The sequence below is a fragment of the Haladaptatus cibarius D43 genome, assembly GCF_000710615.1.
GTDB lineage: Archaea > Halobacteriota > Halobacteria > Halobacteriales > Haladaptataceae > Haladaptatus > Haladaptatus cibarius.
This window is the reverse complement of sequence record NZ_JDTH01000002.1, coordinates 884,488-897,565: the sequence shown is the minus strand read 5'-3', so window position 1 is coordinate 897,565 and position 13,078 is coordinate 884,488. Positions and strand designations below refer to the sequence as shown.

13 protein-coding genes are annotated in these 13,078 nt (G+C 55.6%); 6 read left to right on the top strand and 7 right to left on the bottom strand.

Annotated features, from left to right (window positions below):
- The first annotated feature begins 84 nt into the window (after positions 1-84).
- Both pdhA and HL45_RS10060 read left to right on the top strand, forming a co-directional pair.
- Positions 85-1,125, top strand: a complete 1,041-nt coding sequence (gene pdhA / locus HL45_RS10065; protein WP_084156856.1) for a pyruvate dehydrogenase (acetyl-transferring) E1 component subunit alpha — start codon at positions 85-87, stop codon at positions 1,123-1,125.
- Positions 1,126-1,215: 90 nt separating this feature from the next.
- Positions 1,216-1,455: a hypothetical protein gene (locus HL45_RS10060; protein ID WP_233274746.1), complete on the top strand. Its 240-nt coding sequence runs from the start codon at positions 1,216-1,218 to the stop codon at positions 1,453-1,455.
- On the opposite strand, the gene HL45_RS10055 is transcribed toward HL45_RS10060, so the two are convergent.
- On the bottom strand, positions 1,456-1,710 hold the full coding sequence (locus tag HL45_RS10055) for an MTH865 family protein (protein WP_049970965.1): 255 nt from the start codon (positions 1,708-1,710) through the stop codon (positions 1,456-1,458).
- A gap of 174 nt (positions 1,711-1,884) precedes the next feature.
- Between HL45_RS10055 and HL45_RS10050 the strand changes: the two genes are divergently transcribed.
- Positions 1,885-2,934 (top strand): M42 family metallopeptidase, encoded by a 1,050-nt coding sequence (locus HL45_RS10050; protein ID WP_049970964.1) that lies wholly within the window; start codon positions 1,885-1,887, stop codon positions 2,932-2,934.
- 364 nt (positions 2,935-3,298) lie between these two features.
- Positions 3,299-3,976 (top strand): plastocyanin/azurin family copper-binding protein, encoded by a 678-nt coding sequence (locus HL45_RS10045; RefSeq protein WP_049970963.1) that lies wholly within the window; start codon positions 3,299-3,301, stop codon positions 3,974-3,976.
- On the opposite strand, the gene HL45_RS10040 is transcribed toward HL45_RS10045, so the two are convergent.
- On the bottom strand, positions 3,977-4,549 hold the full coding sequence (locus HL45_RS10040; protein ID WP_049970962.1) for an NAD(P)/FAD-dependent oxidoreductase: 573 nt from the start codon (positions 4,547-4,549) through the stop codon (positions 3,977-3,979).
- A 37-nt stretch (positions 4,550-4,586) separates the two neighbouring features.
- Positions 4,587-5,060, bottom strand: coding sequence for an SRPBCC family protein (locus tag HL45_RS10035; protein WP_049971988.1), 474 nt, complete (start codon positions 5,058-5,060; stop codon positions 4,587-4,589).
- A gap of 132 nt (positions 5,061-5,192) precedes the next feature.
- On the opposite strand from HL45_RS10035, the gene HL45_RS10030 reads away from it, so the two are divergent.
- Positions 5,193-5,786: an arsinothricin resistance N-acetyltransferase ArsN1 family B gene (locus HL45_RS10030; protein ID WP_049970961.1), complete on the top strand. Its 594-nt coding sequence runs from the start codon at positions 5,193-5,195 to the stop codon at positions 5,784-5,786.
- A gap of 20 nt (positions 5,787-5,806) precedes the next feature.
- On the opposite strand, the gene lrpA1 is transcribed toward HL45_RS10030, so the two are convergent.
- The 4 genes from lrpA1 to HL45_RS20995 all read right to left on the bottom strand — a co-directional run bounded on the left by lrpA1 (position 5,807) and on the right by HL45_RS20995 (position 9,573).
- Positions 5,807-6,235 carry an HTH-type transcriptional regulator LrpA1 gene (gene lrpA1, locus HL45_RS10025; RefSeq protein WP_049970960.1) on the bottom strand — a complete coding sequence of 143 codons (429 nt, stop codon included), beginning with the start codon at positions 6,233-6,235 and terminating at the stop codon, positions 5,807-5,809.
- Between the two features lie 104 nt (positions 6,236-6,339).
- Positions 6,340-7,275 (bottom strand): thiamine pyrophosphate-dependent enzyme, encoded by a 936-nt coding sequence (locus HL45_RS10020; RefSeq protein ID WP_049970959.1) that lies wholly within the window; start codon positions 7,273-7,275, stop codon positions 6,340-6,342.
- 1 nt (position 7,276) lies between these two features.
- A complete protein-coding gene (locus HL45_RS10015; RefSeq protein ID WP_049970958.1) occupies positions 7,277-9,166 on the bottom strand; it encodes a 2-oxoacid:acceptor oxidoreductase subunit alpha in 1,890 nt (629 codons plus the stop codon).
- A 254-nt stretch (positions 9,167-9,420) separates the two neighbouring features.
- On the bottom strand, positions 9,421-9,573 hold the full coding sequence (locus tag HL45_RS20995; protein ID WP_162472540.1) for a hypothetical protein: 153 nt from the start codon (positions 9,571-9,573) through the stop codon (positions 9,421-9,423).
- On the opposite strand from HL45_RS20995, the gene HL45_RS10010 reads away from it, so the two are divergent.
- Positions 9,545-12,880: a PKD domain-containing protein gene (locus HL45_RS10010; RefSeq protein ID WP_049970957.1), complete on the top strand. Its 3,336-nt coding sequence runs from the start codon at positions 9,545-9,547 to the stop codon at positions 12,878-12,880. The genes HL45_RS20995 and HL45_RS10010 overlap by 29 nt on opposite strands.
- Positions 12,881-13,078 lie beyond the last annotated feature (198 nt).

The window sequence follows — 13,078 nt, the reverse complement described above, 5'->3', positions numbered from 1 at the left end:
TTGTAGCGATGTTTTATAATGAAAGACGTTGTCTCGCCGATAGACGTTCGGAGTTACACAAATATGGCTTCACAAGCACCAGATATGACGCGCGTGGTTGGACTCGATGGAACTGTCGAAGAGGACGTGAACCTTTCGGCATCCGACGTAGAGAACATGTACCGATTGCAGGTACTCGCACGCACGTTCGACCAGAAAGCCGTCTCACTCCACCGACAGGGGCGCATCGGGACGTATGCGCCACTGCAAGGACAGGAAGCGGCACAGGTCGGTGCGGCCTACGCCCTCTCTCCCGACGATTACTGTTTCCCGACCTATCGTGACCATGCGATATATCTCACCCGCGGGCACGCGATGCGGGACATCCTCCTGCATCTCTCGGGAGCGGGCAACTACGTTGACCGCGAAGATGCCGAGGGACTTCGAACCTTCCCGCCGACGATTCCAATCGCCACGCAACTGCCCCACGCAGTGGGTGTCGGCATGGCCTCGAACTACAAAGACGACGACACCGCCGTGCTGGCGAGTTTCGGCGATGGAGCCACCAGCGAAGGGGATTTCCACGAGGCGATGAACTTCGCTGGCGTCTTCGAGACGCCAACGGTGTTCTTCTGCCAGAACAACCAATGGGCGATTTCGGTGCCAAGAGAGCGCCAGACCGCGAGCGCGACCATCGCGCAGAAGGCACAGGCCTACGGTTTCGAGGGCGTCCGCGTGGACGGCAACGACGTGTTTGCAGTGTACCGCGCGGTGAGCGACGCGCTCGAACGAGCGGACGGCGGCGAACCGATACTCATCGAAGCCGTCACGTATCGGCAGGGTGCTCACACCACGACCGACGACCCGACGAAGTACCGAGACGAAGCAGAAGTCGAGGCGTGGGCGAAGAAAGACCCGCTCGACCGAACCCGGGAGTATCTCGAATCCGAACACGGATGGACGGAGGCGGACGAAAAAGAACTCCGCAAGGAAACGAAAGAACACGTCGCGGAAGCAGTCGAGGCCGCCGAATCCCACGAGGGCTACGACACCGACGCCATCTTCGACCACGTGTATGCTGGCGAGCATCCACGATACGACCGCCAACGCGCCGCGGTTCCGGAAAACCCGCAAGTCGAACGATAAGGGAAGAGAGGAAAAACAGGGGAAACGTGGATACTCCACGGGGCCGCCAGCACAGTTATGTGTTGGCCTGTGGTACCCCGCACGGGGAAAATGATGGAGAGTCACGAAACACAGACGGGGGAGTACGGAGCCGAAACAGAGGAAATCGCGGATATTGCCGAGATGGAAATTACAGAGCCGACGCTGACGTGGCTCGAACTATCGCGGCCACAACAGCCGATACCAATCGGTGAGAACGACCGGGTTCTCGACAGCAAATTCAACGAACAGCACGACGTGTGGGAGGTACTGCTCGTTGCGTTTCCGGAAGAAAAATCGGACGAAGAGTAATTACAGCATATCCTTCTGTTTCAGCCCTTCGATGAGGTCATCGACGAGGGCGTCAACGTCGTCGTACGGGAAGTCCTGCGTATCGTTCATTTTCGTCGCCAGCTCCATCGCGGTGAAACTCGTGTCGCCGGATTCGAAGCGCGTTCCCGGGCCGTTCGGGAGCGCCGGAACGAGGTCCATCGGACTGCTCACTGGGTAATCTGCACCTTCGAATGCGTCGTGAAACTGCTGTCTAAATTCTGCTTCGTCAGCCATGTCAATGTCTGTGTGTGTAACTGGCAAAAACGTTCCGGAACCACGATAAACAAGTTGTGAGTTTTTGGCCGAGGCATCGGGGTATCCATCTGCCAACTCTCAATTTGCTGTCTTGCCGGGTCACCAGTTCTCCGGTTCAGCGAGTTTTATACTACGATACGCCGCAGGTGGGACATGGCGTTTGATTTCGATTTCGAACTGTTGCGAGAACTGACCGAAACAAGTGGTGCACCGGGGTACGAAGACCGAATCCGGAACGTCGTCCGCCGGGAATTGGAAGAGGAAGTGGACGAAATTCGCACCGACGCGATGGGCAACGTCGTCGGGACAATTGAGGGCGAAAGCAACTACGAAGTCGCCGTTCCGGCCCACATGGACGAAATCGGGTTCATGGTCACGCACGTAAACGAGGACGGCTTTCTCTCGATTGACTCACTGGGTGGGTGGGACTCCCGAATTCTCCGCGCACAGCGCGTTACGGTTCACGCAGAAGACGAAGATTTGACCGGGGTCATCGGTTCGACGCCGCCGCACCTGTTGGACGACGACGAGGACGAACAGGACGTTTCGGACGTCTACATCGACCTCGGGCTTTCCGCCGAGGAAGCCGAATCCCGCGTCTCCGTCGGCGACATCGTCACGATGGAACAGACGACGACGCGGGTCGGCGACCACGTCTCCGGGAAGGCGTTGGACGACCGCGTCTGTCTCTTCGCAATGCTCGAAGCCGCAAAACGAATCGAGAATCCGAGCGTGACGATTCATTTCTGTGCCACAGTGCAGGAGGAAATCGGCCTCAGAGGAGCGGAAGCACTCGGTGTGGACGTTGACCCAGACCTCGCCGTTGCGCTCGACGTGACGGTCGCAAACGACATTCCCAAAGTCAAGTACGAAAAGGACTACGTCACTCGTCTCGGCGAGGGAACCGCCATCAAACTCAAAGACGGAAGCGTCGTCACGTCGCCCAAAGTTCACCGACGAATGCGCGAACTGGCCGCGGAACGCGACATCGAACACCAACTCGAAGTGCTTCCATCCGGCGGCACCGACACCGCCGGATTTCAGAACACCCACGGTGCAAAGCCGGTCGGCGCGATTTCCATTCCAACGCGCTACCTGCACACCGTAACCGAAAGCGCCCACGGCGACGACATTTCAGCAACTATCGACCTGCTCACCGCGTTCCTCGAAACAGAAACCGGCGAGCACGATTATCGACTATAGCTTCGGCTATTTTTTAGCGACGAATTGACTCGTGAAACGAGTCGATTCGAGCGATAGGTTGGTGACACAACCGCCAGAAACAGCAAACAGGGCACCCACAGAAGTCGAAATGGACACAGTCGCCAGAAACAGCAATCGACGCAACCGCTAGCGGCCAGCCCACCCACCGCGAATGAGGAGCGACAGCGACGAATGAGCGGACTCGGCGGGGACGGAAAGGAGCACCGAGGTTTTGGTTCAGATTTTGTCAGGGGGGAAGGTCGAATCCGGCGTCATTGTGACGCCGGATTCGACTCCCGACCGCGGCAAAAGGTGGTGGGGTGAAACCAAAGTATTCAGTACCCACCGGTTCCAACCCTCGCGCATGACAGATGGGGAAGCGGACGAGTCAGTCACCCGACGCGGATTTCTCCTCGGTTCTGCGGGCGTCGCGGCTGTCGGCGCGGCCGGAACAGCCGCCGCGCAGGATGGTACAACCACCACCAGTGGTGGGACGACGACCACCAGCAACGGTACAACCACCGGAACAACCACCAACGGAACCACGACCAGCGGTGGTAACGGCACCTCCGGCGGAACGACCACCAGCGGCGGTGGTGGCGGCGGAACCGAGACAGTCGTCGTCGGCCCGGGCGGCGAACTCGTGTTCGAACCGGCCGAACTCCAGATTCAACCCGGCACTACCGTCGAGTTCGTGTGGGAATCCGACACGCACAACGTGATTCCGACGAGCCAACCCGACGGGGCTGGCTGGGAAGGAAGCGGAAGCGAGAGCGAAACGTTCGACACGGGTCACACGTACAGCCATACCTTCGACACCGAAGGCTCCTACGAGTACGAGTGTGTTCCGCACGCGACGTCCGGTATGACCGGCACCATCACAGTTGGTGGCAGTGAAGGCGGGGGCGAACCGGCTGGCCCTGCAATTCCCGAGAGCGCGAAAACGCTCGGCGTCGCATCGACCGGCGCGATGGCGTTCACCCTCGGACTAGCCTACTTCTTCATGAAGTTCGGCGGCGACTACGGCGAGTTCGACGACTAGCTACGCGTCCTCCGGCGTATCGAAGTCGTGGAACGCACGTCCCTTTTCCGCGCTCAAAATATCCAGCCCGGCGGCCGCGCCGCCGCCGACGGAGATTGCCGCTTGGATTTTGTCAGCGCGCGCCGTCCACCCGGCGGCGTAGGCGTTCTCCACCGTCGTCGCGTTGTCCATGTCTATTTTCACCGTGCCGTCGTCGTTCAATTCACAGCCCAGTTCTTCCGCCATATCCCGAGCGCGACCAGTCGTGAATACGATGTATTTCGCATCGTATTCGTTGGAGTCGTTGGATTCGCCGGACTCCGCCGTAATCGTGAATTCTTCGTCCGACTTCTCGACGCTGGTTACTTCCTCACCTTGTTTTCGTTCCGCACCCTGTTCGTCCACCTGCTCGCGTGCGATTCCCATGTATTCACTGCCGTCGATGCTTTTGATGCCCAGATAGTTCCACAGGTGGGCGGCGTGCATCGCAGTTTCGTCCGTATCGAAGACGACCGTGTCGAGGCCGTTTTTCGCAGTGAACAGTGCGGCACTCAGTCCGGCGGGACCGCCGCCGATGATGGCTACGTCTGGCATGCGCTATCTGATAGCACACTATTCGATATAAATCTCGTCACTCCAGCAGTTTCTTCGTCTTCTCGTGGCGGTACCGAAACATGGGTTCGAAGCCGACTTTGGCGAGTGGACTTCCCGTTTCGCCGAGCGCCGGGAACCGGTATTTTACTTTGTCACGTACGAGCGTCCGTCCGTCTCCCGCATAGAACTGATGGATGTGCGTCCACTCCGGAAACGGGCCGTTTCTCATTTCGTCCTCGAACATGGCGGCCCCGTCTTTTTCCTCCCGTCGCACAATCGTCGAAATCCATCGCTGTCGTGGCCCAACGCCGAACGGTAGGAGCGACAACCGAATCTGGGTCCCCGTCTCCAACACGTCTGGGTTTGGGTCACCGTCCGGCCCTTTTATGCCTTCGACGCGGAGGTTCATCCACTCGGGGGTAAGTGCCTCCAATCCGTCTGTGGTGGAGTAAAACTTCCACACGTCGTCGAACGGCGCATCAACCCACACCTCACGCTGGTACGTTGCCATTATCGGATATGTGGTCGCAATCATCTTCATTTGCTCGGCCAGGGAAAAATAGAGGGCAGAGTTCACCGATTCGAGATACGCCAAGAGTTATGTCTATATAGTTTATCACAACGAATCACATATCCCAAGACGATGCCGACCATTCGTCGCGCAGAGGTGGACGACGCCCCACAAATCACGTCTATCTACGCACCCATCGTCCGCGATACTATCATCTCGTTCGAAACGACCCCACCGAACGAAAAAGAGATGGCAAGCCGGATCCGGAACACGCTCCCGAACTATCCGTGGTTGGTCTGCGAACACGAAGGCGATATTTGCGGCTATGCTTACGCAACAAATCATCGCACACGCGAGGCCTACCAGTGGTCGGTGGACGTATCCGTGTACGTCCACGACTCCTATCGTCGCTCTGGAATTGGGCGTGGACTGTACGAATCGCTGTTCGCACTCCTCAGAAAACAGGGATTTTACAACGCCTACGCCGGAATCGCGCTTCCGAATCCGGCCAGCGTCAGTCTCCACGAATCGCTCGGGTTCGAGCAAGTCGGCACCTACGAAGCCGTCGGCTACAAACACGGTGCGTGGCACGACGTTGGCTGGTGGCATCTGCAACTCGTTTCGACCGAGGAGAACGCCGAACGACCCGAGCCGCCGTCTGCACTAACGGAAATAGATACTGGCGAGGAAATAGAACGGGGGCTACCTTCGATACAACTTTCGTGAATCGGCTTCCGTAAATCGACCTATTTGAGACGCTCTTGGAGGAACGATGGATGTGCCGCGGAAACGCCGTCGATGGAGAGGATTTCGTCGCTGATGACATCGCCGACCGCGTCACCGTTCGGCGCGCGAACTTCCGCCATCAGCATGTGGTCGCCGCTGCACGTGTACAGCGTTTCGATGTCCGATAGCTCCTTGAGCAACCGTGTCGCTTTTACGTAGCGTTCGCTTTCTACGTCGATTCCGACGAGTGCGATACTTTGGCTCGAAAGCTTCTTCGGGTCGATTTCCGCCGAGTAGCCGACGATAACGCCTTCGTCCTCTAACTTCTCGATATACTTTCGAACCGTCGGTTTCGAAACCCCCGCGCGGTTCGCGATTTCGGAGTACGACGCCTGCGCATCGCTCTCTAACACCTGAAGGATTCGGTCTTCTGTCGATTCAGTACTCATGTTATCAGGATGTTTCACTCACAGGAAAAAATACCTTGCGAAGTGGAAAACACATTGCCAGCCGCGAAAAGGTTAGTCGAAGCGACGGAAGCGGTGAAACGAGATTATTTGTGACGGTCGAGCAGGTCGTAGCTTCGCTCCCACTCGTAGTCGTCGTCGAAGTACCGCTCCGCGAGCGGCGTCTCCGGCATGTCGCCAGTCGACTGCTTTTCCTGCTGGTAGGACGGTCGGTCTTCGTCGATGTAGAACCGGCCAGTCAGCACCTGTCCATCGTAGAGCGACTCTTCGGCTTCCTGCATCGCTTCGGCCGCTTCACGTCGGTCGTGAACGTCGAAGTCGTAGTCGTCGCTGTCCTGCACGTCGATGTACGGGACGTACTGCTTTGCGTCCTTGTTCCACGTCGGGCACTGCGTGAGGAAGTCCACGTGTGCGAACCCGTCGTGTTCCATCGCTTCCGCGAGGATTTCTTTCGCCTGATTCGGGTTGACCGCCGCGGTTCGGGCGACGTAGCTTGCACCCGAGGTGAGCGCGAGCGACAGCGGTCGAATCGGACTTTTCGCACTGCCGTGCGGTTGCGTCTTCGATTTGTGTCCCTTCGGCGACGTGGGCGAGGTCTGCCCCTTCGTCAGGCCGAAGATTTCGTTGTCGAAGACGATGTAGGTCATGTCATGATTCTCGCGGGCGGTGTGCATGAAGTGGTTGCCACCGATGCCGTACCCGTCACCGTCACCGCCTGCGGCGATGACTTCGAGGTCAGGGTTGGCGAGTTTGGCCGCGCGTGCGACCGGCAGGGAACGCCCGTGAATCGAGTGGAAGCCGTAGCTCTGGAAGTAGCTGGACAGCTTCCCGGAACAGCCGATACCGGTGACGAGAAGCGTCTCGTCCGGTGTTCGACCGACTTCAGGCATGGCCTGTTTCAGCGCCTTGAGGACGCCGAAGTCACCACAGCCCGGGCACCACGTCGCCTGTGGTTCGAGGCTGGGCGTGAACTCGTTCACGTCGATGTCTCGTTCTTCGTCGATTGCGTTGAATACACTCATTTCAGTCACCCCGTGCGGATTCAATCCGCGTGTTGTGTGCTGGCTCGGCACTGCCGTCGAGTTGCGACTCGAAACCGTCCACGATGTCGGCTGGCTCGAACGGGTTACCGTCGTATTTCAGCAGGCTGTACAGAATGTCGCCGTGGCGACCGGTTTCGCCCTGAATGTGGCGACGGAACTGCGCCGTGGCGTTCATCTCGACGACAAGCGCCTCGTCCACATCTTCGAGGAACGAATTGACTTCGCCTTTCGGGAACGGAAGCATGTCGCTGACGTTCATGGCCTTGACCGAGTGGCCGTCGTCGTTCAGCACGTCCACGGCTTCCTCGACAGCGCCTTTCGTGCTACCGAAGTTGAGGATAGCGTAGTCGGCATCCTCGTCGCCGTACACGGTCTGGTGGGACTCGTCCATCGCGTCGAGTTCGTCGCGGATGGCGTCGAGTTTGGACATCCGTCGATCCATCTGCGTGACGCGGTTGTCCGCGTCCTCGCTGATGTGTCCGGCCTCGTTGTGTTCGTTACCGGAGGCGAGGTAGTTGCCGCCCTTCTGTCCCGGCAGGGAGCGTGGGCTGACGCCGTCTTCGCCGTCGTAGCGATATCGCTTGAATCGACCGGCGAGGCGTTCTCCTTCCTCGATTTCCTCTTCTGTGACGACCTTTCCGATGTCCGGGTTCGGTTCCTCGTCGAAGACCGATTCCGGCACCGTCTGGTGTCCACCCGAGAGTTTCTGGTCGTAGAGGACGATTGTTGGAATCTGGTAGTTGTAGGCGAGTTCGAACGCCTTTCGCGTCTGGATGTACGATTCGCGCGCGTCACCTGGCGCGAAGACGACGCGGTTCGAGTCGCCCTGACTCGTGTACAGGACGTGTTCCAAGTCTCCCTGTTCCGGTTTCGTCGGCATTCCCGTCGAAGGCCCTGCGCGCATCGATTCGACGAGAACGAGCGGCGTTTCGGTGATTTCGGCCAGTCCGAGCGGTTCGGACATCAGCGCGAATCCGCCACCGGACGACCCACTCATCGCCTTTGCTCCTGCGTGACTCGCACCGATTGCGAGCGCGGCGGCGGCGATTTCGTCCTCGACCTGTTCGGAAATTCCACCGAGGTCGGGGAGGTGCTGGGTCATGATTGTGAACACGTCTGTCCACGGCGTCATGGGGTATCCAGCGATGAACCGGCACCCTTCGTCCATGGCACCGTATGCGATACCGTGACTGCCGGAAATGAGCACGGGTTCTTCCTCGTGCTCGCTCTCGGGAACCGTCACGCCAACGTCGGTGTCGTAGTTCTCCTTGACATCCTCGTAGGACTCACGAAGGATTTCGAGGTTAGGTTCGAGGATTTTCTCCGGCATGGCGTCGGTCATCAGTTCCTCGACCACGTCGAGTTCGAGGCCGATGATGGCGCAGGTCGCGCCGATACCGGCCGTGTTTCGCATGATTTCACGGCCGTACTCCTTGGCCAGACCGCGAAGGTCTAGGTCGAAGACGTGCCAGTCGTTCTCCTCGACGCGCTGATCGAAGTTCGGAACGTCGTCCGTGTCGAGCAGTCCGGAGTCGTAAATGATGACTCCGCCTTCACGGAGTTCGTCCAAGTTCTCCGTTAGGGGCTTGATTTCCTCGTCGCCGTAGTAGGCTTCTTCCTGTGGGTTTCGAGCGAAACTGTCACCCAGTGCGAGGAGGAAGTTGTAGTTGTCCCCCCGCGATTTTACTTCCTCATCCGACGCGCGAATCTCCACGTACGTGTGGCCACCGCGAATGCGCGACGGATAGTGTCGATGCGTGAATACGTCCAGCCCCGACCGCATCAGGGCTTTTGCGAAGTTCTGACTCGTCGAGTCGATTCCGTCCCCGGAACCCCCTGCGATTCGCCAGATTAGTTCGTCATCCGTCATAAGTGTAGCTCCTGGCCTCCCTGGCCTAGTGAATAACAGTTGCGCGGCAAGGTGGTAAAGCCTTTGCCATAGATTAGCAAGGAACTATTGTGATAGATGGCGTCTCGCTACTGGTTTCGGAGTTTGAGTGGAGAATAGATGACTACGAACGTGCATACAATCTCTTGAGAACAAACGATAGATAAGTGCATATTCTTAATTAATAATTCTCCAGAACTGTTTTGTTTTTGTATAGTCAAATATCGGCTATCCCACTATTCTGTCTCCACCACACTTGCATTTTTACACTGAAATATAGATTCAACTGGCACACCCTCTTTTTTAGCAAACTTATCAAGTAACTTTTTAAAGTGAAAAGAAACAAGACCCGCTAACCTCATGAATCGAGCCGTTTCAGGTGTACTCATACTTCTCCTCACTACATCGCTCGTTCCGCCAACAACGACGGCGAACGAATCGCCACTCGCAGACGCTGGACTCGACCAGAGCGTTACACGAGGCGCAACAGTTCTTCTCAACGCGCAGGGTTCCTACGACCCTGACGGGGAAATCGAACGATACGAATGGTCGATAACGATGCCCGACGGAACGACGAGGACACCCGACTGTGAAACCTGTCCGCGAACACGATTCCGCCCGAACTCGGTAGGAACCTATACCGTGTCTCTAACCGCAACAGACGAAGACGGGGCAAGCAGCCGAGACACACTATACGTTTCCGTATCACCGGGTGAAAAACCAGAAGTAAGTGTCTCCGGGCCACAGCAACCTCGTGTCGGCGAACAGTCCGTGTACTCCGCAGACATTCAGACCGGTGCCGCACCGCTACACCGAATCGTATGGTCAGTTGACGGCGAAACGGTCGAAACGCAGTCGCTATCGAACATCGACTCATCCGATACGATTACCCAAACGTTTGCGAACGCCGGGTCACGAACGATCACCGCGACAGTGTCCGATTCAGATGGACAAACCGCATCCGATTCGTTTGAAATTGCGGTTCAGCCTGCTCGGACTGCACCCTCCGAAAACACACTTGCAGACCAGTACGCTTCGACGATTGGCGGAGACGACGTCGTTACCGGTTCGACGCCGCTTCGCGGAAGCTACAGTTTGCAGTCAACCGCAAGTTCGAGCCAAATAGACACCATCAGATGGGTTGGGGATGCAAGTACCCTTGGAAGCGGACAAACGTTGGCAACGAACTGGGAACCCGGCGACCACACACTCTACGCTATCGTTACGTATGTCGATAGCTCGCGTGACGTGGCTCGGTTTTCGGATGGGTCAACCACGGTCGTCGCCGACCCGAAACCGGTGGTCGAACTGTCGTCCCTCGATAGCTACACAGCGGTTTCCGGTAGTGCGGTTGCGACTGATAAATACGAGAATCTACGCTCGATAACGGTTCGGCTTGACGGAACCGCTATCGGTCGCTTACAGATGGACGGAACGCCCGGAGCGATGCAACGCCGACAGGTGTCGTCGTTCGACTACTCCGATTTCGACTCTGGTGAAACGTGCGCGCTAACTGTCACTGCGGTCGATGCTCGTGGACAGACCAACGTGCTGGAAAAGGAGGTCACACCGACAAAGGAACCGGAAATCATCGAATCAGGGTTCGTCAACGGCCCAGTGGACTCCTATCACGAGCGGATTGACTCCGAGCGATACACTGCGCACCACGTAGTGAAAATCGATTTGAATGGGGTTGATCCGGATGATGTGGAAGTAGCTTCTGTAGGAATGAGAAACGGTATTGAAAGAGTATCCTCAAATAAACAGGTACTGAATAACCAAATAGTATTAGATTCGTATTGGGTTGGTCAGTCACCAGGAACATATAATATTACCAGATTGATTAAATTAAATAATCATGCTAATATTGTTGATTCCAAATTGCGAATAAAACCCAGTCCCCCAGAACTCCGAGTAGATGTAATAAACGACGGAACAAGCGGTTACAAGGGACCTAGTTGGGGAATCGTTGTAGACGCAGGTGATTCATTTGATCCAGATGGAACAAAACTCAAATACATTTGGAAGTTCGGTGCAGAACCAATCACGCCAGATAACAAAACGGGGAAGTTCCGCTCAGTCGAACTTGCCAGATTGAAACTCGAAGACAGATACGAGCTAACGACCTCAAAAGAGTTCAACTATCTTGAAGAATACTCTCCTGAAATCGATGAGGTAAAAGTTCTCTCGGAAGGTCCATACAAACCGAACGACACTGTGCGTCTTCGTGTTACCACGGAACCATACAGATTTACCAAGAACACCTATCACGACCAATTTGAATTAGGTGTTACTCCGGTAGGAGTCAGTGGAAACGTCGTTAAATGGGAGGAACAAATAGTGTCGAAATCCGGTCACACGCCACAGATGGATGACCCGAGAAGATACATTGGTATCATCGAAATCGAAGCGTCTGAATTGGCAAACACGCCGGAGAAGCCAAAACTTCGGGTGTATAACGAGAAGAAAGTGGCGACATACGAAGAAACATCCATACCAGATCTAGAGATATACAGACAGTACGGAACAGTTTGGACGAATATTTCCATCAAAGACACTAAATACAAAGTAGAAAGATCGACGTACAATTGGGCGCGCGCTACGTCAGCGGACGAACGTGATGACTATCTCGCGGATGGATACTCAGTCGTGGATACCGAGCGCGATGGTTTCGAATATACGCTCGAAGAGCGTGTCAAGGTTCAAGATGCCCAGTACGAAATCAAATCGAAAACGTTCTCGACAAAGCTTCTGCACTCTGCATTCCTCCAAACCCATTCTGACTGGTGGTCTGGTGGCCGCGAAAGCGAGAAACGAACACAGACGAGAACCGAACGGGAATGGCGAGATTCGAAAACCGGTGATGGAACGTTCCTCGATGAGACTCGTCGAGTAGAAACGGAACCAGCGCGGTATCAAACCCAAAAAGAGTACGCATATGAATACGATGTCGAAAAAACGGGAACGAGAACAGTTACGAAGACGAGAGAAGTCGAAGTAACCAAGACGGACACGATGTACGTCATGAAATGTGGATTCGAAGGAATTTGCTTCGAAGTTCCGAAAACCTACACATACACGACGACTGTGGAAAGAACATATACAACGACAGAGGAGTACACCTACACAGTTACCCGAACGGAAACGTATTGGGCACCTCAGAGACTCGGATGGGATCACTGGTCTACCGGAGATCAGAGGAAAGTGAAAGTTAGTGATGCCGAATACAAGACCCAGTATCTGTACGAGTATCAAGAAGAGTACACGGATGTTGTTCACACATACGAAGTGAAAACTCGCGAGAAAGTTAGTGACGCAAAGTACGCGTGGCAAGAAAGAATGACCACGACAGACCGGATGGACGTCGAATCGCTCATATCGGCGGACAACTGGCGAATCGGGAAGTATGGGCCAAACCTCAAATGGGATATGCAAGAACAGACGGGGAGTAAAACTACCACTGTCGATATTCACTTTGAGGGAGATACAGTCCTCGACACCTACGTAACTGCGGATGTCGATGTGACTCAACAGTACGTTGTCGGAGAAACGGTGAAAAACGAAACTACTGGAACGAAAACCGTGGACAAGTCGTATTCCGGTCTGGTAAGTACAGCAGAAATCAAGAACAGACTCCGAAATCAGAACGGGGAAGCAGAAGAAGGTTGCAAGAATAAATTACACTGTATAATGTAACACATTATATTTAAATATTAGTAAGGTAGAAAACGGTTGTGTGAGCAGAACAGTATCACTCGTCTTTGTCGTTCTCATCGTCTTGTCTTCGGCGGCCGTTTCCGTGGCAAGTGCCGATACAAACGGTTCGGATGCATCTGATTGCCCTGTTTCAAAACAAGGTGAGACAAGAGTTATCGAATCATTCCAAGGAGTATG